Here is a 23,295-nt window from a genome sequence, read left to right on the forward strand (position 1 = left end):
ACCCCGACATGCTGGGCGTCGGGTTCGGACCGTCGAATCTGGCGCTGGCCGTGGCCCTCGCCGAGCGTGGCGTGCGCGGCCGATTCGTCGATGCCCAGCAGCGGTTCGGCTGGCACCGCGACATGCTGCTGCCCGGCACCCGGATGCAGATTCCGTTCCTCAAAGACCTGGCGACGCTGCGCAATCCGCGGAGCGCGTTCACGTTCGTCAACTACCTGAGTGATCGGGGCAGGCTCGTCGACTTCATCGGCCGCCATGACGTCTTTCCCAGCCGGCACGAATTCCACGACTACCTGCAGTGGGCCGCGGATCAGTTCGCCGCCGACGTGCGCTACGGCCGCCGCGTGGTCGGCGTGACGGCAGGGGACGCGGGATTCGCGGTGCATCTGGAACCCGACGAGGTCATCTCGGCGCGCACCCTGGTGCTGGGCACGGGCCTGCACCCGGTGCTGCCCCCGGGCACGCGCTCGAGCCTGCGCCAGTGGCACAGCCACCAATTACTCAGTGGGGTGGCTGCTCTCGGTCCGGTGGAGCGTGGCCGGTTCGCCGTGGTGGGCGCGGGGCAGAGCGCCGCCGAGGTGGTTTCCTACCTGCACCGCACCTACCCGCGCGCCGAGGTGCACGCGGTGTTCGGGCGGTACGGGTACAGCCTCGCCGACGACAGTGCCTTCGTGAACCGCATCTTCGATCCCGCCGCGGTCGACGAGTTCTACGGTGCGGACGGCGTGGAACGTCAGCGGCTGCTCGACTACCACCGGTCGGCCAACTACTCGGCCGTCGACGTCGACCTCATCGCGGAACTGTATGAACGCGAGTACAGCGAACGCGTGAGCGGGGACCGCCGGTTGTTCCTGCACCGGGCCTGCACTGTCACCGGCGCCGACGAAGACGGCGCGGAGGTCCGGCTGGGCCTGCACAATCGCATCGACAACACGACCGAGACCGTGCGCTGCGATGCCGTGGTGTACGCGACCGGCTACGCGCCGATGGATGTGCCGGCGTTCCTGGGCGAGCTGGCGTCCTGCTACGAGTTCGATGAGCGGGGCCGTCCCTTGGCGACCCGGGACTACAAGTTGGTGGCCCGGCCGGGCGCGCCCGGGGACATCTACCTCAACGGCGCGACCGTCGAACACAGCCACGGGCTCGGCGCGACGCTGCTGTCGAACGTGGCCGTTCGCAGCGGCGAGATCGCGGCGGCGATCAGCCTGTGACGGTCAGGTAGATCAGCACCACATTGAGGGCCGAGATCAGCACGGCCACAGCCCATCCCAGTGTCGTGACGAGGCGGTGGTTGATGTTCTCGCCCATCACGGCGCGGTTGCTGGTCAGGCGGACCAACGGGATGAGCGCGAACGGAATGCCGAACGACAGCACCACCTGCGAGATGACCAGCGCGCGCGTCGGGTCGAAGCCGACGGCCAGCACGACCAGCGCCGGAATCACCGTGACGGCCCGGCGCAGCAAGAGTGGATACGACCGATTGAGCAGGCCCTGCATGATCATGGCCCCGGCGTACGCACCGACCGATGAGGACGCCAGGCCCGAAGCCAGCAGACCGACCGCGAAGCACAGCGCGACCGCGGGGCCCAGGGCGTTGCCGACGGCGGCGTGCGCACCCGCGATGGTGTCGGTGCCTGCCACCCCCTGCAGATGCGTCGCCGCGACCAGCAGCATCGACAGGTTCACCGCGCCCGCGACCACCATCGCCAGGCCGACGTCGAAGCGGGTGACGCGCAGCATGTGGCGCAGCGGAGCGCCGGTCTCGGGCTTGCCGTGCCGGTCGCGGGCCAGGCCGGAGTGCAGGTAGACCACGTGCGGCATGACCGTCGCACCCAGGATCGCGGTGGCCAGCAGGAGGCTCTCGGGTCCGGCGAAGTGCGGCACGACGCCGCCGAGCACGGCGCCGGGCGCGGGTGGGTCGACGATGAGGCTGGTGAGGAAGCCGATGGTGATGATCATCAGCAGCCCCGCGATGATGCGTTCGAACGCGCGCTGGCTGCCCCGGTTCTGCACCGACAGCAGGCACATCGAGACCACGCCGGTGATCACGCCGCCCGCCAGCATGGGCAGCCCGAACAACAGTTGCAGCGCGATGGCGCCGCCCACCACTTCGGCGAGATCGGTTGCCACGGCGACCATTTCGGCCTGCACCCAGAATGCGAGCCGGGTGGGCGTGCGGCAGTTCTCGGCGACCAGCTCCGGCAGAGACCGGCCGGTCGTCAGGCCCAGCTTGGCGGACAGGTACTGCACCAGGCCGGCCATGATGTTGGCCAGCAGGATGACCCACACCAGCAGGAACCCGAACTTCGCGCCTGCGCTGATGTTGGCCGCGACGTTGCCCGGGTCCACGTAGGCGATGGCAGCGACGAACGCGGGACCCAACAGGGACCAGGTCGGGCGCGACGAGCGCGACGGTGCGCGGGTCTCGGTCAGCATGCACTCACTCTCTATCCGGGTTTGCGAATAGAAAAGTTAGGTTAGCCGAAATCTGGGGATTGTGGAAACCCGGTCAGCCGGCCGTCGAGCGCCCGTCGGGTGGCGGCGGGATGTCGCGGATCTGATGCCGGCTGGTCACGCCCAGCTTCGGAAATGAGCGGTAGAGGTACCCGGAGACGGTGCGCGTCGAGAGTTGAAGCCGGGCCGCGATCTGCGGGTTCGTCAAACCGCGGCCGGCCAGATAGACAACCTGATGCTCCTGGGGACTCAACCGTCCGGTGGACGGCGTCGCGGGTGCCGTCGTCGGAACTCCGGAAGCGCGCAGCTCCCGGGCGCAGATTTCCAGCCACGGTCTGGCGCCGAGCGTTTCGAACGTCGCCAGTGCGGCGGAGATGTGCCGGCGCGCTTCTTTGCGTCGTCGACTGCGCCGGAGCCAGCCCGAGTAGCTGAGCCGCAACCGCGCGCGTTCGAAGGGCCACTGCTCACCTGCGGCGTCGGCCAGCGTCCGGGCGAGGGTGTCGCCGGTGTCGCCGGCGCCGAGGAGGGCCGAGGCGTGGTTCACCAACTGGTCGAGGCGCGCGGAGTGCGGTGGTGAGAGGTGGGTCAGTGCCGCGCTGAATCTGCGCCGTGCGTCGTCGACCATGCCCGTGCGCATGGCTGCTTCGGCGTAGTCGACGAGAGCGCGGAAGGAGACGTGCGGGTGCAGCGGTGCGCCGGAATCGCTGAACAACTCGGCCAGATGGCCGTAGGCCCCGAGGTCGTTGCCATCGACGAGATTGATCTGCCCGAGGATGTGGTGTGCCCGCGCCGAGTGCAGGCGGTTGTCGTGGAAATCCAGCACGTCGAGGGCAGCGGTCAGCTGATCTCGCGCGGACGTGGTGTCGCCGCGCCGCGCGGTGACTGTTGCTCTGATCAGGTCCCCGGTGGCGGCGACCAACGGCTGATCGCTGACGGCCCCGAGCGTGCGCAAGTGGCCCGTGATACGAAGCGCCTCGTCCCAGCGCCCGGTGTCGACGCACGACCACGCCAGCATCGCCGTCGTGAGGGCATGCCCCGTCGTCGAATCATGTTGCGTCATCAGGGATTGGGCGGCACGTAGCGTCCGGATGCCGAGCTCTGACTCGTCGGTGACTCCGGCGGCGAGCCCGATCAGGCTCAGATCCAGCACTCCGAATCCGTCGATCGGCCGGGTGCTGAAAGACGCCAACTCGGCGCGTGCGTGCGGGGCGTCGGTCACCGCCCGGACCCACAGCCGTGATGTCGATGCGCTCCTTGTGGCCGCCGGTACCGAGTCATCAAGTCGCTGAAGCGTTTTCGCTGTGTCTTGATAGGTGGCCGGGTCGCCGGACAGGAATGCCGCGGCGGCCGCAACGCGTAGCGGTTCCCAGGCCAGCGCGGGTTCCAGTTGGAGCGCTTCGTCGGCTGCGGCCAGCAGCGTCGCGGCAGCGGCCTGGCCGTCGTTCCACATCGTCGCCATCCCGTGGGCGGTCAGTGCGCGAATCCGGTCATGCGGACTGTGCGTGGTGGCTGACGCCGCATGGGCGCGGTGCCAGGTCTGGCGCTGCGGCAACGCATGCAGTGCATCGGCCAGGAGTCGATGTGCGTCCTGCCGGGCGGCCAGTGGCGCCCCGTAGTAGGCCGCGGAGCGGATGAGCGGGTTGACGGGGCTGATGCGCGCCGCCTCGATCCGCATGATGCCCGCGGTCTCCGCCGGCGCCAGGGCAGCCGGGTCGGCCAGCGCGCCCGGGGGCAGCACGCGCAGATCTGCGGCAGACGCCGCGGCGACGACGACGAGCGCCGCACGCGTGGCCGCGGGCAGATGCGCCAGATGCTGCGCGTAGATGGCTTGCACGTTGATCGGCAGGGGCAGGGGGTCCGGGGCCTGGCCCGCCATGGCCGCCGGGCCGGCGGTCGAACTGGAAAAGTGGATGATCGCCGCGGCATTACCCGCGGATTGCTTCACGATCTGCTCGCGCAGGACTCCGCTCGGCGGTGTGGGTTGCGCCTCCAACAGCCTGAGCGACTCGTCGAGATTCATTGGTCTGAGCGGGATTTCGACGGCGGATCGGCCTGCCAGACCCGTTGCCGCGACGGTGTCGGGCAGGGTCAGCGCCACGGTGACCGGGCGGCCGGCACTGCGTCGGGCGGCGAACAAGAGGACGCTGCGGGATTGGTCATCGAGCCAATGCGCGTCGTCGACAGTGACCAGGACCGGCTGTTGCCGCGGCACCGCGTCCAAGAGTTCGAGCAGCGCCGTGGCCAGTCGCGCGGTGTGGATCTGATCGCCGAACAGCGGTGTGCTGAAAAGGGTCTCGATGATGTCGGCGCGCCCGTAGGGGTTGGCCTCGGCGCCGTTCAACGCCCGCAGTAGCCGGTGCAGGCCGCCCAGCGGAGTGCCGGTCTCTCCGGGTAATCCGGCGATCCCGAGGACGCGATGACCTGACGCGTCTGCTTGTTGCTGGGCAATCGTGAGCAGGGACGTCTTGCCCGAGCCCAAGGCCCCGGAGATGACAATCACCTGCCCGTGCGGTGGTGTGGCGATGGCGTTCCGCAGGACCGTGAGTTCCGCGTCGCGGCCGATCAGCCGCGTCGACGCGGTATTCACACGCACCATGAGACATCCGATCGGTCAGCACGTCTAACGACAGATATTGATAACTTCCATCTACGCCGTAGATAATCTGGCGCGTGGAGTTACGGCAGGTGGAGCACTTCGTGGCGGTCGCCATCGAGCGCAGCTTCACCCGCGCGGCACGCCGCGTCCACGTCGTGCAGTCCGCCGTCTCGACATCGATCGCGAAGCTGGAACGTGAGCTCGGTGTGCAGTTGTTCGATCGCTCCCGTCAGCAGATCGAACTCACGGTCGCCGGTGAACGATTTCTCGCCCAGGCGCACGAACTGTTGCGCGTCGCGGGCTCAGCCGCGGAATCGGTCGCGTCCAGTCGCGGCCGGCTGATGGGCAGCGTCGAATTCGGGTCATTGATCTCCTACGGGCCGATGAATGTCGCCCAGGTGCTCGGAGAGTTCCATCGAGAGCACCCCTTTGTACGACTTCGATTGCAACTCAATCAATCTGGCGCCTCGGCATACCTCTCGGCACTCGTCGACGGCTCGTTGGACCTGGCGCTGGTCTCGGTGCCCAACAGATTTCCGCCACAGCTCGAGATGCGGCTGATGTTCGAGGAACCGATGGTGTTCGTGTGCCGCGACGATCACCCGATGGCAGCCCAGAACGCGGCCGGTCTGCTCGAACTGGCGGGGGAGGACCTGATCGGGTTCCCACCCGACTGGGGCTTCCGGTCCTTGCTGGACAACGCTTTTCTGGCCGCAGGCGTCCAATCGCGTCCCGTCCATGTGATTCCTGCCGGCTTCTCCGTTATCGGTGAACTGGTTCGCCAGGGGCTCGGGACCACCTTCATGCCCGCGTCGGAATGCGCACAGTTCGACGATCTGCGCGCCATCGAATTGCGGCAATCTGTCAGGTGGCAGGTCTATCTGGCGTCGCAGCCCAGGGACCGCCTGACACCGGCCACCGCGGCCCTGGCCGACATGCTGATCCAGGCGGCGCCAGGCTAGCTCATCGGGAGTGTCGGCTTGTGGTCGACGATCGTCGACATCCTCGACCACAAGCCGACATTCGACTGCTACTTGGCGTGCGTGCCCGTGCCCTCCTTGGTGTGCCCGGCGTCGTGGGATGCCTTGGCGGGCTTCGTGGTTCCGGTCTTGGCCGGCTTGGTTTCGGTCTTCGTTCCGCCCGGGGTGCTGCCCTTGGTGCCGGCCTTGGTGTCGCCGCCGTCGGCGCCGGATGAGGAGTCCCCACCTGAGGCGTGGTCAGCGCCCTTGCCTTGTCCCGTGGTGGGCGTCTTGCCGCTGCCGGTACCGGTGCCGGTGCCGGTGGCTACGGTGCCGCTGCTGCCGGACGTGCTGCCGCTGGTGTCCGCGGGCTTGGCCGCGCCGCTGGTGTCGGTCGCGGTGTCCTTGCCGCCATCCGCGCCGGTACCCGTCGACGAATCCGGTTTTGTCACAGCCGGTTTCGTGGCGGTATCCGCCGAGCTCGTCGGATCCGTCTTCGGGGTATCCGTCTTCGTGGTGTCGGTCTTCGTCGTGGGCCGGTCAGCCGGCTGTGCGGTCTCCGTTGCTGCCTTGGCGGGCAACGCCTTCACGGTGGTCGCTGCCGGCAGGGCGATCGTCGTCGCATCGGTGGCCGGCACAGCGTTGGCCGCCGCCGTCTTGGTCGTCGTGATCGGCGGCGGCTTGAGCGCACCCGCAACCAGCTTCTGCAGCAGCTGCAGCGCGGCCACCGGACCGGGCAGATTGACGGTGAAGCCCAGTGGTCCGTCACCGATGTTGATGCCGAACGAGGTCAGCAGCCCGCCTGCGTACAGCGGCACGCCGGGGAGCCCGGTATCGATCACGGTCGACAGGTCCGGGCCGTAGCCGCCGTTGAGGACACCGTTGAGGACGGTGGCGGGAATCGAGATGAGCGAGGTGGCGACCTTGCCGAGATCGCCGGTGCGCGTGGCGTCGATGACGTCCTGCACGGCGGCGCCCAGCGCGGCAGGCGCCTGGATCAGCGGGCCGAGGAGGCCGCCGACGATGACGAGGGCGTTCGACGGTTGCAGCCCGCCGAAGCCCTGGTTCAGGGTGTTGAGGACGTTGACCGCGTTCTGCAGTGGGTTGGCGGCGATGACGCCCAGCGGGCCGAGCTTGTCGATCGCGCTGACGAGGCCCTGCAGCGGGTAGGCGATGGAGTTGAGCGCCGGCGCCAGCAGATTGGTCAGCGGGATCAGCGCGTTCAACCCGACCAGGAGCAGCTGATTCGTCGCATCCTCGACGTTGCCCTTCGTCAGATCGTTGACGGCGGCCGCCAACAGCGGTGGCACGGCCGTCGTCAGATTGGTCCCGATCTGGCCGAGGGTGCTGCCCAGCGCGTTCAACAGCGGCGGCGCCGGTGCGAACGGCACGGCCGGCTGCGGAGTCGGGTCGACCTTGACCGAACCCGGCGACGACACCAGCTTCAGCAGGTCCTGCAGCGCGGCGAGTTGGTTGTTGAGGGCCGCGGTCAGGATCGGCGTCGGCCCGTTGGTCTGTGCCGTGCTCACGATGGTCTGCAGGCTGGCGACGGTGTTGTTGAACGCCTGCGCGTACGCCTCGAAGGGGTTGATGGTGGCGGTCAGACGTACCGCGGTGCGCTCGATCTGAGCTTCCATGTGGTGAATCTGGGTACTGACGGTCGGCGCCATGACCGGGGCGACGGCGATAGCCGCGGCCCCGGCCAGGGACACGCCGACGGAAGCGAACGGTCGAGCGGCGGTGTGCATGGCGGGCCCTTTCAAAGGCTCAGAATCGGACATTCGGCGAACTGACTTTCGCGTAAGTTCGCCCTGATTCTGGCTTCGAGAGGTGGGTCGCCCGCTAGCGACGAATGACTCTATTTTCGACGGCGTCAGACGCGCCGGTACAGCCCTTTCCCGGTGATGAGCGGCAGATCCAGCGTCGTGCGGATGCCCGGCTCGGCGGCCACGACCGCCGGGATCGCGTTCACGACGCGGGCAGCGGTGGCAACGAGTCCGGCGTGATTGTGGTCGCCCTTGCCGCTGCTCAGGCACAGGTCCAGGGCGTACGACGGCTCGCCGGTCACCTCGACGCGGTACGAGCCGCCCTCCTGCGCGGGTTGGGGCCAGTCGGGGCAGAGATCGTCACGGAGGCGGGTGATGTGCTCGAGGACGACGGCCGGGTGGCCGTCCTTCATGCCGCGCACCTCGAACCGCATGGCTGCCGTCGTGCCCGCCGGGATGTGGCCCGACGCGATGTCGAAGTCCTCGGGCGCGGGCACCCGGGTGTGCGTCTCGGTCACCTCGTCGAGTTCGATGCCGAGACCCGCGGCCAACTGCCGCACGACCGAACCCCACGCCAGGCTCAGCACGCCGGGCTGCAGCAGCATCGGTAACTCATCGATGGGCTTGCCGAAGCCCATCACGTCGAACATCACCGTCGCGCTGTCGTAGGTGGCGTAGTCGACGATCTCCATGCACCGGACCTGCTCGACGCTCTGACAGGTGCCCATGAGGGCAAGGGGGAGAAGGTCATTGGCGAAGCCCGGGTCGATGCCGTTCACAAACAGCGACGAACCGCCTTGTTGTGCGGCGTCTTCGAGCGGCGCGATCAGTTCGGCGGGCAGCACCTGCCACGGATACTGCAGGAACACCGCCGCACTGGCGACGACGTTGATCCCGGCGGCCAGGATGCGGCGGTAGTCCTCCAGCGCCTCGGGCAGCCGGTTGTCTGCCATCGCCGTGTAGACGACGCAGTCGGGCTTGCTCGCCAAGATGGCGTCGAGGTCGTCGGTGGCCGTGACGCCGGTCGAAATATCAAGTCCGGCAAGCTCTCCGGCGTCTTTGCCGGCCTTGGCGGCAGAGGACACCCAGACGCCGGTCAGTTCGTAGGCGGGGTCATTGATGAGCTGAGTCAGGGCATGGCGGCCGACGTTGCCAGTGCCGACTGCGGCGACTTTGATGGGCATGCAGACGTTCCTCACAGGTCCGGGATGGGGAGATCAAGGTTGGGAAACGTGAGGCCGCCGTCGACCTCCAGCACCTTGCCGGTGACGTAGGCACCGGCCGGGGAGGCCAGGTACAGCGCGGCGGCCGCGATGTCCTCCGGGTCGCCGAGGCGGCGCATCGGGGTGGCCTTCTCCATGGGGTCGCGTAACGCCTCGTTGGAGGCGACGATGTCCAGCGCGGAGGTCAGGATCGAACCGGGCGCGATGCCGTTGACCCGGATCTTCGGGCACAGGTCCATGGCGGCGAGCTTGGTGTAGTGCGCGAGTGCCGCTTTGGCCGTGCCGTATGCGGCGAATCCGCGGCCCGCCAGCCGGCCGACGGCCGAGGTGATGTTGATGACGCTGCCACCGCCGGCGTGCTCCAGCATCAGCGGGACCGCCGCCTGTGTCAGTGCGTGCGCGGTGGCGACGTTGAAGGTGAAGGCGTCTTTGAGATCCTGCGGCGAGGTGTACATCAGCGGCCCGGGCATGGTGCCGCCGACGTTGTTGACGACGACATCTAGTCGGCCGAACGCCTCGACCGCCGCGGCGGCGAGCTTGGCGGTCTCGTCCGGGTGGGCGAGGTCGGCGGCGATGACGTGCGCCTTGCGGCCGGCGGCCTCGACCTGCGCGGCGACCTCGTGCAACTGAGACTCGGTCCGCGCGGCAATCAGCACGTCAGCACCGGCTTCGGCGAATGCGACGGCAATGGCCGCGCCGAGGCCGCGGCCCGCGCCGGTCACCACCGCTACCTGGTCGTCGAGCCGGAATCTGTCCAGAATCACGTGTGCCTCACTCGCGTCGTCGTGGTCGTTGTTAGGCACGCTAGCAAGTTTGGGACGCCGCGGGAACGAATTTCTAGAACACGTTTCAATTGCTGCGAATGCGTTGACCGCTCCGGCTGATACGTACACGTGGGGTGCTATGGCGAGCGTGCAGGTTTGGACCGGATCGGCGGGCGAAACCAGACAAAAGCGACACGTTCGTCGTAGGACGCGCGGGCGGCCCCGGTGAGAGACCGCCGACCGCTCAGGACCGCGACTTCGCGCTGGACTTGGCGCCGGACTTCGAGCCGGCCTTGGCGGTGGACTTCCGCGACTTCACGCTGGCCTCCAGCTTGGCCAGCAGATCGGAGACGTCCTCGGTCGCGTCCAGCTCGGTCGCCGCTTCCTCGGTGGTGAACGCCTCGCCGCCCGCGATCTTGGCTTCGATGAGCTCTTCCATCTGCTCGCGGTAGGTGTCGTGGAACTGCTCGGGCTGGAAGTCCTCGGTCATCGAGTCCACCACCTGGCCGGCCATCGTCAGCTCGGCCTTCTTGATCTCGACTTCCTTGTCCAGCACCGGGAAATCCGGATCGCGAATCTCGTCGGGCCACAGCAGCGTGTGCACGATCATCACGTTGCGCTTGCCGAAATCCTTGACGCGCAACGCCGCCAGCCGCGTCTTGTTACGCAGCGAGAAATGCACGATGGCCACGCGGTCGGTCTGCGCCAACGTCTGGGCCAGCAGCACGTACGACTTCGAGGACTTCGAGTCCGGCTCGAGGAAATAACTGCGGTCGTACATGAGCGGATCGATCTGCTCGGCCGGGACGAACTCGACGACCTCGATCTCGCGGCTGCGCTCTTCCGGCAGCGTGGCGATGTCCTCGTCGGTGATGATGACGGTCTGGCCGTCCTCCGATTCGAAAGACTTGGCGATATCCCGAAACTCGACGACCTCGCCGCAGACCTCGCACACCCGCTTGTATCGGATGCGGCCGTTGTCCTTGGCGTGCACCTGATGAAACTTGATGTCGTGATCCTCAGTGGCGCTGTACACCTTCACCGGCACATTGACCAGACCGAAGGCGACTGACCCCTTCCAGATGGACCGCATACCCCAGTATGGCCCATGATCGCGCCGTGGCTTGGATACTTGAGGTGTGGAGCAATTCGGACGGGTGCGGCTGACCAACCCCGACAAGGTGCTCTATCCGGCGACCGGCACCACCAAGGCCGACGTTTTCGACTATTACCTCGCCGTCGCCGGCGCGATGTTGCCGCACATCGCGGGCCGTCCCGTCACCCGTAAACGGTGGCCCAATGGTGTTGCGCAGCAGCCGTTCTTCGAGAAGCAGCTGGCGTCGTCGGCGCCGGAGTGGCTGGAGCGCGGCGCCATCACGCATCGCAGCGGAACCACCGTCTATCCGATCATCGACACGCCCGAGGGGCTGGCCTGGATCGCCCAACAGGCGTCGTTGGAAGTGCATGTGCCGCAATGGCGCTTTGTCGGTGGGGGCGGCGGGCCGGGCGAGGCCCCGGCGCCCGGGCCCGCGACACGCATCGTGTTCGACCTGGATCCGGGCGAGGGTGTCACGATGGCGCAGTTGTGCGAGGTGGCGCGTGCCGTCCGCGAACTCGTCGCCGGCATGGATCTGGAGGCCCATCCGGTGACCAGCGGCAGTAAGGGTTTACACCTGTATGTGCCGCTGGCCTCGCCCGTCAGCTCCCGCGGTGCGTCGGCTGTCGCCAAACGTGTTGCCCAGCAACTCGAATCGTCGATGGGTGGGCTGGTCACCGCGACCATGACCCGCAGTCTGCGGGCCGGCAAGGTGTTTCTGGACTGGAGCCAGAACTCCGCGGCCAAGACGACGGTGGCACCGTACTCGTTGCGCGGCCGCGACGAGCCGACGGTGGCGGCGCCGCGTACCTGGGAGGAACTCGACGATCCCGAGTTGCGCCAGCTGCGGTTCGACGAGGTGCTGGCCCGCCTGGCCGACGACGGCGATCTGCTCGCGGACATGGACGGCGACGCGCCGGTGGCCGACCGGCTCACCACCTACCGCAGCATGCGGGACCCCGGTCGCACGCCGGAGCCGGTGCCCGCGGCCCCGCCCGCATCGGGTCTCAACAACCGCTTCGTCATCCAAGAACACCACGCCCGCCGGCTGCACTACGACTTCCGGCTCGAACGCGACGGCGTGCTGGTCAGTTGGGCTGTCCCGAAGAACCTTCCGGACACCTCGACCGTCAACCACCTGGCGGTGCACACCGAAGACCACCCGCTGGAGTACGCCACCTTCGAAGGCGACATCCCCAAGGGCGAATACGGCGGCGGGCACGTCACGATCTGGGATTCGGGCACCTACGACACCGAAAAGTTCCGGGACCCAGGCGAAAACGGCGAGGTCATCGTCAACCTCCACGGCAGCCGGGTCTCCGGGCGCTACGTGCTGATCCAGACCGAAGGTAAGAACTGGCTGGTGCGCCGGATGAAAGAGCAACGGCTGCAACCCATGCTGGCCACGCACGGCTCGGTGGGCCGGCTGTCTCCGGACCACTGGGCCTTCGAAGGAAAGTGGGACGGCTACCGGCTCCTGGTCGACGCCGACCACGGCCGAATTCGGCTGACCGCTCGCAGCGGCCGTGACGTCACGGGAGAATTCCCGCAACTGCAGTCGTTGGCAGCCGATCTCGCCGACCACCACGTGATCCTCGACGGCGAGGTGGTGGCGTTGCAGGACGGTGTGCCGAGCTTCCAGGCCATGCAGAACCGCGGATCCGGCAGCCACATCGAATTCTGGTGTTTCGACATCCTGTCCCTCGACGGACGCGACCTGACCCGCGCGAAGTACCGGGATCGGCGAAAGTTGTTGGAGACCTTGGCCTCTGACGGTGCGCTGACGGTACCGCCACTGCTGCCGGCGGAAGACCCCCTGAAGTTCGCCGATGAGCGCGGCTATGAAGGGGTGGTCGCGAAGAAATGGGATTCGGGGTACCGGCCGGGGCGGTCGGAGGCCTGGGTGAAGGACAAGTTCTGGCGCACACAGGAAGTGGTGATCGGCGGCTGGCGGGCCGGGGAGGGCGGCCGCACCAGCGGTATCGGGGCGCTGCTGGTCGGGGTTCCCGAAGGCGACGGCCTGCAGTTCGCCGGCCGCGTCGGTACCGGGTTCACCGACAAGATGCTGGCTGATCTGAAGGCGATACTCAAGCCGCTCGAGACGCGCGAATCACCTTTTACCGCACCGCTTTCCACCCTGGATGCCAAAGGCGTGACCTACGTGCGGCCCGAACTGGTGGGCGAGGTGCGCTACAGCGAGCGCACCACGGACAACCGCTTGCGCCAGCCCAGCTGGCGTGGCCTCCGCCCCGACAAGACGCCCGCAGAGGTCACCTGGGAGTGATTTGTGCACGATTTTCCGCGGCAGGCGCGGATTTTCGTGCACAAATCACGGCAGGCAGAGTGCGGCGGCGACGGCCTCTTCCAGCCCGCGCGTCGCCAGCTGATCGGCCAACTCGTTGTCGGTGATGCCGGAGTGCCCCTTGACCCAGAACCACTCGACCTGGTGCCGGGCGCAGGCCGCCTGCAGCCGCTGCCACAGGTCGACGTTCTTCACGGGCTGCTTCGACGCCGTCATCCAGCCGTTGCGCTCCCAGCCGTACACCCACTTGGTGATGCCGTTGCGGACGTAGGTGCTGTCGGTGTGCAGGTGCACCACGACAGGCCGCGTCAACGCCTCGAGCGCCATGATCGGCGCCATCAGCTCCATGCGGTTGTTGCTGGTTTCACCGGCCTCGCCGCCGAACATTTCGCGCACGTGATGGCGCATGCGCAGCACCGCACCCCAGCCGCCGGGGCCGGGGTTGGGGCGGCAGCCGCCGTCGGTGTGGATGACCACGACGTCGTCGGTAGCGGAGTCGCTCATCGGCTGAGAATAGGTGCCGAGATCATCGCCGTGCGGACCGACATCCCGAATTCGTGATGCCGCAGCGTGGTGATCCGGCGTCCGGGTTGCACCGCCGGTTTGACGGGCGCGGTGCGGTCAGCGAAGAAGGCGGCGGTGGCATCGATGTCGTCGACGACGTAGGTCAGGCCCCACAACGTGGACGGGCCGTCGCCCGTGGCGCCGGGCGACCCGACGACCTCGAGGATCACCTCGCCCAGCCGGAAGAAGATCTGCCGCATCGGCCGGCCGCCCAGTTCGCCGTCCCGTTCGCGGCGCGGATGGACGTCGACGGCCGCCAGCGCCGCGACGGTCCGTTTCAAGTCGGGTGACAGCAGCACGACGTGGTCGACCGATACCGCGCCGTTGGGGTGCTCGGCGGGCGTCGGCGGCGGCGCGTCCGATCGCGTGGTGGGGATGCCGTCGAGCGGCTGGTCGGACGGCACGCCGCGCAGTGCCCATCCGACGATGCCCGTGCCACGCTCGCGTCCGACCAACCGCATACGGACGCCGCCGACCCGGCATACGCCGTCCGGCTCGACGGTGAAGCCGGCCGCGGTCCACGCGTCGGCGGGGTCGGCGACCTCGAATTCATCGACGCTGACGGTCATTGCCCGGCCTCGTCGACCGTCACCCGGAGTCGTGGCGGTTTCGTATCCGGCGCCACCCGTGCCCACACCGCGTCGACCATGGGCGCCAACAGTAGTTCGCCCATCTGCCGGGCGAGCACGGCGACGACCTGGGTGTTCTCGCGGCGCGTGGTCGAGGCGCGACCGGTCTTGCGGGCCGCCCGGACCTCGCGTTGCGTGAGGTCGACGATGACGTCGACCAGGTGGCTGTCGGCGACGTTCGGTTGCAGCAGGGCCCGGCGCACGTAGTCGACCACCGCCGGATTGGCCCGCAGCATGTCGCGGACGGCGGCGTCGCGCACGGCGGTGGAGGCGTCTTCGGGCACCTCGGCAAGCGCACCCGCGAAGTAGTCGACCACCAGCTGGTCCACCGCGTTCCGCAGGCCGGCCTTGGTCTTGAAGTGGTGCTGCACCAGCCCGACCGCGACGCCTGCCTCCGCGGCGATGGCGCGCAACGAGATTCGGTCTTCGCCGTGTTTGGCGTACAGGTCCAGCGCGGTGTTGCGGATGCGCGCTTTGGCTGTCAGGTCGTCGACAGTTGCCCTCGGATCAACCATCAGACCTCCCATCGGCAACCGGATCAATGTACTGTACACATGAACAGGGGCCTATACAGTTGTATAGCGCGCAGAATTTAGCGAGGTGGACCAATGTCAGAGCTCTTCCCGAAGTACCGGGCCAGCTGGGAGACCGATCAGCACCGCGAGCTGCGTCAGCACGCGGCGGCGTTCCTGGCCAAGGAGGCCACGCCCAACCAGGAGCGGTGGGCCAAGAACCACCAGGTCGACCGCGAGTTCTGGAACAAGCTCGGCGACGCCGGCCTGCTCGGCCTGGACCTGCCCGAGGAGTACGGCGGCGCGGGCGGTGACTTCGGCTTCTCGGCCGTGGTGGCCGAAGAGTTTGCGCTGGCTCATGATTCGGCCTCGGGCTGGTCGGTGCACTCGCCGATCGTGGCGCACTACATCGACACCTACGGCAACGCGGAGCAGAAGGCCCGTTGGATGCCGAAGATCATCAGCGGCGAGACGGTGCTGGCCATCGCGATGACCGAGCCGGGCACTGGTTCGGACCTGCAGGCCGTCCGCACCACCGCCATCCGCGATGGCGACCACTACGTCATCAACGGCTCAAAGACCTTCATCTCCAACGGATCTCTGTGCGACATGGTGGTGATCGTCGCCAAGACCGATCCCACGCAGGGCGCGGCCGGGGTGTCGCTGATCGTCGCCGAGGTCAACGACCTGCCGGGCTTCGAGCGCGGCCGGGTGCTGGAGAAGGTCGGTCAGCACGGCCAGGACACCCGCGAGCTGTTCTTCAGCGACATGCGCGTGCCGGTCACCAACCTGCTCGGTGAGCAGGAAGGTCTGGGCTTCTACCAGCTGATGTCGCAGCTGGCCCGCGAACGGCTCGTCATCGGATCGATCTGCGCCGGCATGGCCGAGGCCGCGGTGCTGGAGGCCATCAAGTACACCAAGCAGCGCGAGGCCTTCGGCAAACCGCTGATCAACTTCCAGCACAACCGATTCCAGCTCGCCGAGCTCAAGGCCGAGGTGCTGTCCATCAAGACCACGGTGGACTACTGCGTGCAGTCGCTGATCGACGGCGACAACGATCCGGCGATCGCCTCCATGGGAAAGCTGATCGCCGCGGACCGGGCCGTGGCCGTCGTCGACCGCTGTGTGCAGTTCTTCGGCGGGTACGGCTACATGATGGAGTACCCGATCGGCCGGGCCTACGCCGCGGCGCGCGTGAACAAGATCTACGGCGGCACAAGCGAAATCATGAAGGAGATCATCAGCCGCACGCTGTGATCCAGCTGCTGGAGTGTGCACAGATGTCCCTGACGCCCTGACGTGTCGGGGACATCTGTGTCTCCTCGCCAAAGGCGCCGTTCGGTGGCATCCTGAGGCCATGAGCTCAGGCGATTACACCGACGAGGATGACGATCAGCTGACGCAGGAGGACATGCTGATCGACCGCGGCGTCGACGACCTGCTGGACGAGGGCTACGTGCCGCCCGACAAATGGCGTGAGCCCCGGGACCAAGAGACCCTCGACGAGCTGCTCGCCGAGGAAGAGCCGGACCCGGCGCTGCAGCTTGACGAGGGTGACGATCCCGACGAGCAGTGGGGCGAAGACGAGGTCGGTGACCAGCGGTCCGGCCGGCTCGTGGCCGGCGAGCAGGACGGTGAGCTGCTTGCCGGGGACGTCGGCATCGACGGGAGCGCGGCCTCCGCCGAGGAGGCCGCGGTCCACGTCATCGACGAGTAGTCGCGCTCAGACCTTGGCGATGACGTTCTCGGCGAACATCTCCAGGTGCTTGATCTTCTCGTCGAGCGGCTGGGTGTCCTCGCCCATGATGTAGGGCACGCGGAAGCCGACGATGACGTCGGTGACGCCCTTGTCCTCGAGGCGCTTCACGCCGTCGACGGTGAAGCCGTCGATCGAGATGACGTGAATCTGGAACTCGTCGCACAGCCCGATGCGCTCTTCGGATTCGCGGTACTGCGCGAGCTTCTTGAGCAGCGGGTCGAGCTCAGCCGGGTCGCCGCCGCCGTGCATCCAGCCGTCGTTGCGGGCGGCGCGCTTGAGTGCGGCGTCGGCGTGGCCACCGACCAGGATCGGCACCGGCTTGGTCGGCGCCGGCGTCATCTTGGTCTTGGGGATGTCGTAAAACTCGCCGTGGTACTCGAAGTAGTCGCCCTGCGTCAGGCCGCGGATGACGTCGATGCACTCGTCCATGCGCTTGCCGCGGCGGGCGAACGGCACACCCATGACCTCGTAGTCCTCCGGCCACGGGCTGGTGCCCACGCCCAGGCCCAGGCGGTTGTCGAACATCGCGGCCAGCGAGCCGGCCTGCTTGGCCACCAACGCCGGCGGCCGGATGGGCAGCTTCAGCACGAAGATGTTGAAGTGCAGCTTGGTGGTGACGGCCGACAGCGCGCCGATCAGGGCGAACGACTCGATGAACGACTTGCCGTCGAGGAACTCGCGGCTGCCGTCGGCGGTGTACGGGTAGGTCGAGTCGGACTCGAAGGGGTACGCGATGCTGTCCGGGATGGTCATCGCGTGGTAGCCGGCCTCGTCCGCCGCCTTGGCCAGCGGGATGTAGTAGGACGGGTCGGTCATCGCTTCGGCGTAGGTGAACCTCATGAAGCGATACTAGAACGTGTTCTAGTTTCATGGGCCGGGTACGGCCCATTCAGTGGTCGTCAGTTCAGCGGGAACGGCGGCAACCCGGTGCCGCTGATTGCGTAGCCGCCCTGCTGGCTGCGCTCGGTGACGCGTGCCGTTGCAGTGCGCTCGCCCACGGCCACGGTGACGGCAGTGCGCGGCAGCTCGTCGAGCGTCTCGAAAACCGTTCCCCGCCAGTGGTACTGGCCGTCGATCGGATCGAGGTGCCCGGCCAGCCGGACCCGGACGTCGCGGCCGTCGATCGTGGCGGGTCCGTCGTACAGGTCTTCGGCCTCCGCAATTTCCGCCCGCGCGGCCGGCGCCACGGGACCGCCGGGCAGGAATCCGCTCCGCCGCCACAACCGCCGCGCGATGGGGCCGAGGAGTCCAACTTCCTCCAGGAATGACGCCAGCGGCGCGAAGCCGGCGATCTGTGTCTCGATCCGGTGCGGCGACGTCCGCGCCATGCGGCGCGCGGCCCGCGCGTCCAGCCCCACGCGGCGGTACTGCACCTTGTTGGTGAACAGGAACCGGAAGAACAGGCCGCCCACGCCGTTGAGGTTACCGATCCAGAAGCGCTTGGCCCACGACATCTCCGGCGCCCGCTTGCGCAGGCCGTCGCGGGCGAACTGGATGTGCCGGGCCTCCTCGGTGACGTGAATTCGCATGAGCCGCTGCACCATCGGCTGCAGCTCGGGATCGTCCATCATCTGCCGCTGCAGTGAATCGAAAATCTCCTCGCCGATCAGCGCCGCCACCCACAGCACCGAGCCCTGGAACGCGAACGGCAGCATGTTGATGATGGTGCGCTGGTACCACTTGGGGCGTACCGGGTCGGCGCCCACCTTCTCGATGGCCTTGCCGAACATCACCATGTGGCGGGTCTCGTCGCCGAGTTCGGTCAGCTCGTAGTGGGTGGCACTCGCCGTCGGGTCCTGATGCATCGCCTTGCGCAGCAGGGCCTGGTTGAGGATGTTCTCGAACCAGATGCCCGCCGACAGGGTGTTCACCAGTTCCTGGCGTGACAGCTCGATCTGCTCGGCCCGGCTCATCGACTCCCAGAGCGGGGTGCCGTACAGCGACACCACTTTCGGCGGCAGGAAGTACTTGTCCGGGTCGATCGGCGCGTCCCAGTCGATGTCGACGATCGGCGCGTAAGACTTGCGTACCGAGCCTTTGAGCAGGCGTTCGGCGAATTCCGCGCGCGTCGTCTGGCCTTTGACCGAAGCTGTCATCGTTGACATCCCTTCGAAAGTGTCCGTAATCCGAAGCTACGTCCGATACCAGAGGTAGTCAATACCTGCGGTACTGGATAAAACTGCGGCCGCCGCAGGCCGCTAGCCTTCGCGGATGCGCACAATCCACGTCATCGGTATCGGCGCCGGCGACCCGGACTACGTCACCGCCCAAGCCATCGCGGCGCTCAATGACACGCAGGTGTTCTTCGCGATGGACAAAGGCGACGCCAAGGACGATCTCGTCGCGCTGCGCCGGCTGATCTGCGAGCGCTTCATCGAAGACCCCGGCTACCGGTTCGTGGCACTGCCCGATCCCAAGCGGGCCAAAGATCGCGAGTACCACGAGGCCGTCGCCGAATGGCATGCCGCGCGGGCCCGGCTGTGGGCGCAGGCCATCGAGACCGAACTGAGGCCCGACGGCGTCGGCGCTTTTCTGGCGTGGGGCGACCCGTCGCTCTACGACAGCACGCTGCGCATCTTGGACCGCGTCGCCGAACACGTCGAGTTCGAGTTCGACGTCATCCCCGGCATCACCGCCATCCAGGCGCTCACGGCCCGACATCGCATCCCGCTCAACGACATTGGCGAGCCGGTGCTCATCACGACGGGTCGTCAGCTGCGTGAGCACGGCCTGGCCGGCGCCGCGGTCGTGATGCTCGACGGCGAGTGCTCGTTCCTGGAATGCCCACCGCAGACGCGGATTTGGTGGGGTGCCTACCTCGGGACCCCGGACGAGATGCTGATGGCCGGGACCGTCGGCGAGGTCGGGGAACGCATCGCGCGGGAGCGGGCCGACGCCCGGGCGCGGCACGGCTGGATCATGGACACCTACCTGCTGCGGGCAGAATCGACAGCATGAAATCGCTGCTGGTTCGTGCTGGGTTGACCGGCCTGGCGTTGTGGTTGGTCACGCGCATGGTGTCGGGGATCTACTTCGTCTTCCCCGTGGGCGCCGGCCAACTCGAGCGGGTCGGCATCATCCTGGTGGTGGCGTTCGTCTTCGGGTTGGTCAACGCCATCATCAAGCCGATCGTGCAGCTGTTCGCGATCCCGCTCTACATCCTCACGCTCGGCCTCATCCACATCGTCATCAACGCCTGGATGCTGTGGATCACCTCGTGGATCACCGAGAACACCACCCACTGGGGCCTGGGGATCGACCAGTTCTGGTTCACGGCGATCTGGGCGGCGATCCTGCTGTCGATCGTCGGCTGGGCGCTGGGTCTGGTGCAGCGCGCCATCGAGAGCTAGGGATTTGTGCACGTTTTTCCGCGCCGACCGCGGAAAAACGTGCACAAATCCCTACGTCAGGGACGCCCGGATCGCGTGTAACTCGTTGGCGCCGAACGCCGGTGGCTCGGTGATCTCGGCTGCCGGCCGTCCGGTGCGCACCGCGTCGGCCAGATCGCCGAGCGTCGCGGTCAGTCGCTGGGCGTCGGCGGGGGTGAACGGTGCTTCGGACTGCTCCGTGGCCCATGCGGTGGCGAGTGTGCGGTAGGCCAGTTGCTCGGTTGCGACGATGATCGGCCAAAGTCGTTCTGCCGCAACCCGACTGCGGCTCGATCCGCCGATGGCGGTGTCGTACACCGGAAGCATGGCCATCGCCCGTACCTGCAGATCGCGACGGTCGTTGCGGGCCTGATCGGTGGTCACCTGACCTGCGGCCAGATGTCCGACCACGACCGCGACCGCATCCAGCGTGGCCGCGATCGACTCGGCGGGGCGCGCCGCGGGATGGCCGCGCCGCGTCACCCACAACACCAGAAGTGCCACCGCGCAACCGATCACGGTGTCGATACCGCGGGCGAGCAGCATGGCGGGCACGTCGGCGATGTGGTGTCCGCCCGACGCGATGGTCAAGGCCGCGGGCGTGATGAAGATGACCGCGACGGTGTAGTTACGCACCACGAACATCTCGATGACGAACTGCAACGTACCGACGATCAGGGCCAGCCACGGTCCACCCGGTGCCGCGATCAAGATGCCCCCGGCCAGCACCAGGCCGAGCCACGTGCCCAGGGTGCGTTCGAGGCCGCGTTGCACCGTGCGCCGCCAGTCGAAGCCCTGGTGCAGCATCAGCACCGCCGCCGCCATCGCCCAGTACGCGTGGTCCATGTTCAGGCCGACGGTGACGGTGCCGGCGATCGCGACGGCGACCGCGGTGCGCAGGGCCGCGGTCAGCGGGGGAGCCCCCGGCGTCACCGCCCGGCGCAGCAGCGTCGCGACGGACGGCCGCCCGAGCGGGATCAGGCCCGCGAAACTGCCGCCGATGTCGTCGGGCACCGTGCCCAGTTGCCGGGCCAGTGCGGCGCTGTCGACGGACAGCGGCCGGCCGTGATCGGCGGCAGCCATGGCCTCGGCGAACAGCACATGTAGCCGGCGGTTCGTCATCCGCAGTCGATACAGGGTGTCGTCAGGCTTGGGGTGCACCGGCTGGAACGTGACGAGCGTGATCCACGCTTCGTGCAAGAGTTGGGCGGCGCGGTGCCGCGCATCGGGCGAAGACGTTTCGATGTAGGTGGCGACCGCTTCGGCGGCACCGGCCACCGCAGCGCGCTCGGGCCCGCGGGGGCGGACCAGTACGCCGGCCATGTGCACCACCCAGGCGAACGCGCCGCCGGCCAGTACCAGCGCACCCAGCCGCCAGGGACTCAGGTGCTCGGCCGCGATCCCGACCGCCGCCGCGCACGCCAGCACCGGCATGTAGGCGCCGGGTGGTCCGACCGACAGGGCCTGGCAGATCAGTACGGCGGCCATCGCGATGACGCTCACCACGAGAACCGCCGACCAAGGGGTTGCCGCCGCCCAGTCGCCGAGCGCCACGACCACCGCGAACGAGACCGCGATGGCGCCGAGATACATCGCGCGGTTGAGATACGGCCGTCCGCTGCCGTACAGCGAGGTGAAACCACCGATGGTGGCGACCAGCCCGGCCGGCACGTCTCCTGCCGCCCACCCCGCGAGAATCGGCACCACCATGCAGATCGACGCCCGCAGTGCGAACGGCCAGCGACGCGGCACGCTGTTGATGACCAGCATGCGTCGCAGCGGATTGGTGGCCGGGGCGGGCGCCGAGCGGTCTGCCATGTGTACAGCATGCGGTACATCCAGTCGCTAGCCTGAACCCATGCCGGAACTTCCCGAGGTCGAGGCGCTCGCCGATCACCTGCGTCGTCATGCGGTCGGACTGCCGGTGGGCCGCGTCGACGTCTCCGCTCTGTCGGTGCTCAAGACCTTCGACCCGCCGCCGACGGCGTTGTACGGCAAGGAGGTGACGGGTGCCAACCGCTGGGGCAAGTACCTGGGCCTGCAGGTCGGCGACCTGCACCTGATCACCCACCTGTCACGGGCGGGCTGGCTGCGTTGGTCGGAGAAGCTGGCGGCCGCGCCGCTGAAACCGGGCAAGGGCCCGATCGCGCTGCGGGTGCATCTCGGAAAGCCGGGTGAGGCACCGGGTTTCGACCTCACCGAGGCGGGCACCCAGAAGCGGCTGGCGGTGTGGCTCGTGAACGACCCATTGGCCGTGCCGCAGATCGCCACGCTGGGGCCGGACGCGCTGTCGCTCGGGCCGGCGGAGTTGGCAGCGGTGCTGGCCGGCAACACTGGCCGGATCAAGAACGTCATCACCGATCAGCGCGTGATCGCCGGGATCGGCAACGCCTACAGCGACGAAATTCTGCACGTGGCCAAACTTTCGCCGTTCGCGACCGCGGGCAAACTGACGCCCGAACAACTGAGTGCGCTGCACGACGCGATGATCTCGGTGCTCACCGATGCGGTGACCCGATCGGTCGGACAGGGGGCGGCAACCCTCAAGGGGGAGAAGCGCTCTGGGCTCCGGGTCCACGCCCGCACCGGGCTGCCGTGCCCGGTCTGCGGTGACACCGTCCGGGAAGTGTCCTTCGCGGACAAGTCTTTTCAGTACTGCGCGACGTGCCAGACCGGCGGCAAGGTGCTGGCCGACCGGCGGATGTCGAAGCTGCTCAAGTGATTCAGTTGCAGTAGTTCTTGGTCGCCGTCACCAGTGCCTGCTGGTACAGCGGGTCGAGGTGCCGTTGCTCGGTGACTTGTGTTCGAGCGGCGTCCACCGCACCCGGGCATCCAGGGCCGTGCAGGACACTCTGGTGTGCCGCCAGCTCGGCGACCATGGTGCGGTTGAAACCGTCTATCGCCGTGCGGGATTCGGACAGATCCGGGGCGGTGGTGGGAGCCGCGGCCGGATCGAACTTCCACTGGCTGAACCGCAGGTACTCGATGCCCTCGGTGGCGTGAATCTGATCGGTGAACACCTGCCGCACGAACACCGGGTCGGCACCGGACGCGGTGGCCTGGGCGCCGACCGCATTCAGTACCTGTTCCACTCGCGCGGGGTCCTCGATCGAGCCGCCGCTGATCCACTTGACGGCGGCCACCGGATCGGCGGTCTGCAGCCGCTGGGCGGCGGTGTCAACCAGCCGGAACAGCTGATCGTCGTCGGCGTGGGCGAGGGGCAGCCACGTCATGCCCAGGGCGGCAACCAACAGGGCGGCGAGCTTCATCCTTCGATCCTGCACCATGCAACCTTTCTTGACA

At 67.7% G+C, this 23,295-nt stretch carries 21 protein-coding genes and 1 pseudogene; 9 read left to right on the forward strand and 13 right to left on the reverse strand.

Features of this window, described 5'->3' with window-relative positions; all coding sequences use genetic code 11:
* The first annotated feature begins 8 nt into the window (after window positions 1–8).
* Window positions 9–1,211, forward strand: coding sequence for a SidA/IucD/PvdA family monooxygenase (locus tag VXD91_RS19090; RefSeq protein ID WP_318987177.1), 1,203 nt, complete (start codon window positions 9–11; stop codon window positions 1,209–1,211).
* Here VXD91_RS19090 and VXD91_RS19095 read toward each other — a convergent pair.
* The gene (locus VXD91_RS19095; RefSeq protein ID WP_346416117.1) at window positions 1,201–2,436 is read right to left on the reverse strand and encodes an Nramp family divalent metal transporter; all 1,236 of its coding nucleotides are present in this window, start codon (window positions 2,434–2,436) and stop codon (window positions 1,201–1,203) included. The genes VXD91_RS19090 and VXD91_RS19095 overlap by 11 nt on opposite strands.
* A 73-nt stretch (window positions 2,437–2,509) precedes the next feature.
* Window positions 2,510–5,041, reverse strand: a complete 2,532-nt coding sequence (locus VXD91_RS19100; RefSeq protein WP_346416118.1) for an AAA family ATPase — start codon at window positions 5,039–5,041, stop codon at window positions 2,510–2,512.
* 83 nt (window positions 5,042–5,124) lie between these two features.
* On the opposite strand from VXD91_RS19100, the gene VXD91_RS19105 reads away from it, so the two are divergent.
* Window positions 5,125–6,012, forward strand: a complete 888-nt coding sequence (locus tag VXD91_RS19105) for a LysR family transcriptional regulator (RefSeq protein ID WP_346416119.1) — start codon at window positions 5,125–5,127, stop codon at window positions 6,010–6,012.
* 68 nt (window positions 6,013–6,080) lie between these two features.
* On the opposite strand, the gene VXD91_RS19110 is transcribed toward VXD91_RS19105, so the two are convergent.
* The 4 genes from VXD91_RS19110 to VXD91_RS19125 all read right to left on the reverse strand — a co-directional run bounded on the left by VXD91_RS19110 (window position 6,081) and on the right by VXD91_RS19125 (window position 10,855).
* Window positions 6,081–7,757 (reverse strand): hypothetical protein, encoded by a 1,677-nt coding sequence (locus tag VXD91_RS19110; protein WP_346416120.1) that lies wholly within the window; start codon window positions 7,755–7,757, stop codon window positions 6,081–6,083.
* Between the two features lie 125 nt (window positions 7,758–7,882).
* Complete coding sequence (locus tag VXD91_RS19115; RefSeq protein ID WP_346416121.1) at window positions 7,883–8,959, reverse strand: diacylglycerol kinase; 1,077 nt, start codon at window positions 8,957–8,959, stop codon at window positions 7,883–7,885.
* A gap of 11 nt (window positions 8,960–8,970) precedes the next feature.
* Window positions 8,971–9,762, reverse strand: coding sequence for an SDR family oxidoreductase (locus VXD91_RS19120; protein ID WP_318987178.1), 792 nt, complete (start codon window positions 9,760–9,762; stop codon window positions 8,971–8,973).
* A gap of 244 nt (window positions 9,763–10,006) precedes the next feature.
* The gene (locus VXD91_RS19125) at window positions 10,007–10,855 is read right to left on the reverse strand and encodes a Ku protein (protein ID WP_318987163.1); all 849 of its coding nucleotides are present in this window, start codon (window positions 10,853–10,855) and stop codon (window positions 10,007–10,009) included.
* Window positions 10,856–10,901: 46 nt separating this feature from the next.
* On the opposite strand from VXD91_RS19125, the gene ligD reads away from it, so the two are divergent.
* Window positions 10,902–13,142 carry a non-homologous end-joining DNA ligase gene (gene ligD / locus VXD91_RS19130; RefSeq protein WP_346416122.1) on the forward strand — a complete coding sequence of 747 codons (2,241 nt, stop codon included), beginning with the start codon at window positions 10,902–10,904 and terminating at the stop codon, window positions 13,140–13,142.
* Window positions 13,143–13,187: 45 nt separating this feature from the next.
* Here the strand turns inward: ligD and rnhA are convergent, their stop codons facing one another.
* From rnhA to VXD91_RS19145, 3 genes are read right to left on the reverse strand one after another with little or no spacing between them, the layout of a single operon-like run.
* A complete protein-coding gene (gene rnhA, locus VXD91_RS19135) occupies window positions 13,188–13,664 on the reverse strand; it encodes a ribonuclease HI (protein ID WP_212813016.1) in 477 nt (158 codons plus the stop codon).
* A complete protein-coding gene (locus VXD91_RS19140) occupies window positions 13,661–14,293 on the reverse strand; it encodes a glyoxalase (RefSeq protein ID WP_346416123.1) in 633 nt (210 codons plus the stop codon). The genes rnhA and VXD91_RS19140 overlap by 4 nt, the downstream gene beginning before the upstream one ends.
* Window positions 14,290–14,868, reverse strand: a complete 579-nt coding sequence (locus tag VXD91_RS19145; RefSeq protein WP_020099003.1) for a TetR/AcrR family transcriptional regulator — start codon at window positions 14,866–14,868, stop codon at window positions 14,290–14,292. Before VXD91_RS19145 ends, VXD91_RS19140 begins: the two co-directional genes overlap by 4 nt.
* 93 nt (window positions 14,869–14,961) lie before the next feature.
* Between VXD91_RS19145 and VXD91_RS19150 the strand changes: the two genes are divergently transcribed.
* Entirely contained in the window at window positions 14,962–16,122 is a 1,161-nt protein-coding gene (locus VXD91_RS19150) for an acyl-CoA dehydrogenase family protein (protein ID WP_346416124.1), read from the forward strand.
* 100 nt (window positions 16,123–16,222) lie between these two features.
* Window positions 16,223–16,582 (forward strand): DUF5709 domain-containing protein, encoded by a 360-nt coding sequence (locus tag VXD91_RS19155; protein ID WP_318987167.1) that lies wholly within the window; start codon window positions 16,223–16,225, stop codon window positions 16,580–16,582.
* A 6-nt stretch (window positions 16,583–16,588) separates the two neighbouring features.
* Here the strand turns inward: VXD91_RS19155 and VXD91_RS19160 are convergent, their stop codons facing one another.
* Window positions 16,589–17,464: an LLM class flavin-dependent oxidoreductase gene (locus tag VXD91_RS19160; protein ID WP_318987168.1), complete on the reverse strand. Its 876-nt coding sequence runs from the start codon at window positions 17,462–17,464 to the stop codon at window positions 16,589–16,591.
* Window positions 17,465–17,523: 59 nt separating this feature from the next.
* Window positions 17,524–18,720, reverse strand: a complete 1,197-nt coding sequence (locus VXD91_RS19165) for a diiron oxygenase (protein ID WP_318987169.1) — start codon at window positions 18,718–18,720, stop codon at window positions 17,524–17,526.
* A gap of 115 nt (window positions 18,721–18,835) precedes the next feature.
* On the opposite strand from VXD91_RS19165, the gene cobF reads away from it, so the two are divergent.
* Together cobF and VXD91_RS19175 are read left to right on the forward strand one after the other, a co-directional pair.
* Window positions 18,836–19,582, forward strand: coding sequence for a precorrin-6A synthase (deacetylating) (gene cobF / locus VXD91_RS19170; RefSeq protein ID WP_346416125.1), 747 nt, complete (start codon window positions 18,836–18,838; stop codon window positions 19,580–19,582).
* On the forward strand, window positions 19,579–19,974 hold the full coding sequence (locus VXD91_RS19175; protein ID WP_318987171.1) for a phage holin family protein: 396 nt from the start codon (window positions 19,579–19,581) through the stop codon (window positions 19,972–19,974). Before cobF ends, VXD91_RS19175 begins: the two co-directional genes overlap by 4 nt.
* Window positions 19,975–20,025: 51 nt before the next feature.
* Here the strand turns inward: VXD91_RS19175 and VXD91_RS19180 are convergent, their stop codons facing one another.
* On the reverse strand, window positions 20,026–21,810 hold the full coding sequence (locus VXD91_RS19180; protein WP_346416126.1) for an FUSC family protein: 1,785 nt from the start codon (window positions 21,808–21,810) through the stop codon (window positions 20,026–20,028).
* Window positions 21,811–21,850: 40 nt separating this feature from the next.
* On the opposite strand from VXD91_RS19180, the pseudogene VXD91_RS19185 reads away from it, so the two are divergent.
* Together VXD91_RS19185 and VXD91_RS19190 are read left to right on the forward strand one after the other, a co-directional pair.
* Window positions 21,851–22,093 (forward strand): annotated as a pseudogene (locus VXD91_RS19185) (DNA-formamidopyrimidine glycosylase family protein); the annotation flags it as partial.
* Window positions 22,094–22,240: 147 nt separating this feature from the next.
* Complete coding sequence (locus tag VXD91_RS19190) at window positions 22,241–22,714, forward strand: zinc finger domain-containing protein (protein WP_346416179.1); 474 nt, start codon at window positions 22,241–22,243, stop codon at window positions 22,712–22,714.
* Window position 22,715: 1 nt separating this feature from the next.
* On the opposite strand, the gene VXD91_RS19195 is transcribed toward VXD91_RS19190, so the two are convergent.
* Window positions 22,716–23,261: a chorismate mutase gene (locus VXD91_RS19195; RefSeq protein WP_346416127.1), complete on the reverse strand. Its 546-nt coding sequence runs from the start codon at window positions 23,259–23,261 to the stop codon at window positions 22,716–22,718.
* Between the last annotated feature and the right edge of the window lie 34 nt (window positions 23,262–23,295).

This window comes from Mycobacterium sp. SM3041, from assembly GCF_039668335.1.
Taxonomy (GTDB): domain Bacteria; phylum Actinomycetota; class Actinomycetes; order Mycobacteriales; family Mycobacteriaceae; genus Mycobacterium.

Excerpts from the sequence above, each read along its gene's own strand:
- VXD91_RS19090 (WP_318987177.1), top strand. The coding sequence starts at position 9 with ATGCTGGGCGTCGGGTTCGGACCGTCGAATCTGGCGCTGGCCGTGGCC.
- VXD91_RS19095 (WP_346416117.1), bottom strand. The coding sequence starts at position 2,436 with ATGCTGACCGAGACCCGCGCACCGTCGCGCTCGTCGCGCCCGACCTGG.
- VXD91_RS19110 (WP_346416120.1), bottom strand. The coding sequence starts at position 7,757 with ATGCACACCGCCGCTCGACCGTTCGCTTCCGTCGGCGTGTCCCTGGCC.
- VXD91_RS19115 (WP_346416121.1), bottom strand. The coding sequence starts at position 8,959 with ATGCCCATCAAAGTCGCCGCAGTCGGCACTGGCAACGTCGGCCGCCAT.
- VXD91_RS19125 (WP_318987163.1), bottom strand. The coding sequence starts at position 10,855 with ATGCGGTCCATCTGGAAGGGGTCAGTCGCCTTCGGTCTGGTCAATGTG.
- rnhA (WP_212813016.1), bottom strand. The coding sequence starts at position 13,664 with ATGAGCGACTCCGCTACCGACGACGTCGTGGTCATCCACACCGACGGC.
- VXD91_RS19140 (WP_346416123.1), bottom strand. The coding sequence starts at position 14,293 with ATGACCGTCAGCGTCGATGAATTCGAGGTCGCCGACCCCGCCGACGCG.
- VXD91_RS19145 (WP_020099003.1), bottom strand. The coding sequence starts at position 14,868 with ATGGTTGATCCGAGGGCAACTGTCGACGACCTGACAGCCAAAGCGCGC.
- VXD91_RS19150 (WP_346416124.1), top strand. The coding sequence starts at position 14,962 with ATGTCAGAGCTCTTCCCGAAGTACCGGGCCAGCTGGGAGACCGATCAG.
- VXD91_RS19155 (WP_318987167.1), top strand. The coding sequence starts at position 16,223 with ATGAGCTCAGGCGATTACACCGACGAGGATGACGATCAGCTGACGCAG.
- VXD91_RS19160 (WP_318987168.1), bottom strand. The coding sequence starts at position 17,464 with ATGAGGTTCACCTACGCCGAAGCGATGACCGACCCGTCCTACTACATC.
- VXD91_RS19165 (WP_318987169.1), bottom strand. The coding sequence starts at position 18,720 with ATGACAGCTTCGGTCAAAGGCCAGACGACGCGCGCGGAATTCGCCGAA.
- cobF (WP_346416125.1), top strand. The coding sequence starts at position 18,836 with ATGCGCACAATCCACGTCATCGGTATCGGCGCCGGCGACCCGGACTAC.
- VXD91_RS19175 (WP_318987171.1), top strand. The coding sequence starts at position 19,579 with ATGAAATCGCTGCTGGTTCGTGCTGGGTTGACCGGCCTGGCGTTGTGG.
- VXD91_RS19180 (WP_346416126.1), bottom strand. The coding sequence starts at position 21,810 with ATGGCAGACCGCTCGGCGCCCGCCCCGGCCACCAATCCGCTGCGACGC.
- VXD91_RS19195 (WP_346416127.1), bottom strand. The coding sequence starts at position 23,261 with ATGAAGCTCGCCGCCCTGTTGGTTGCCGCCCTGGGCATGACGTGGCTG.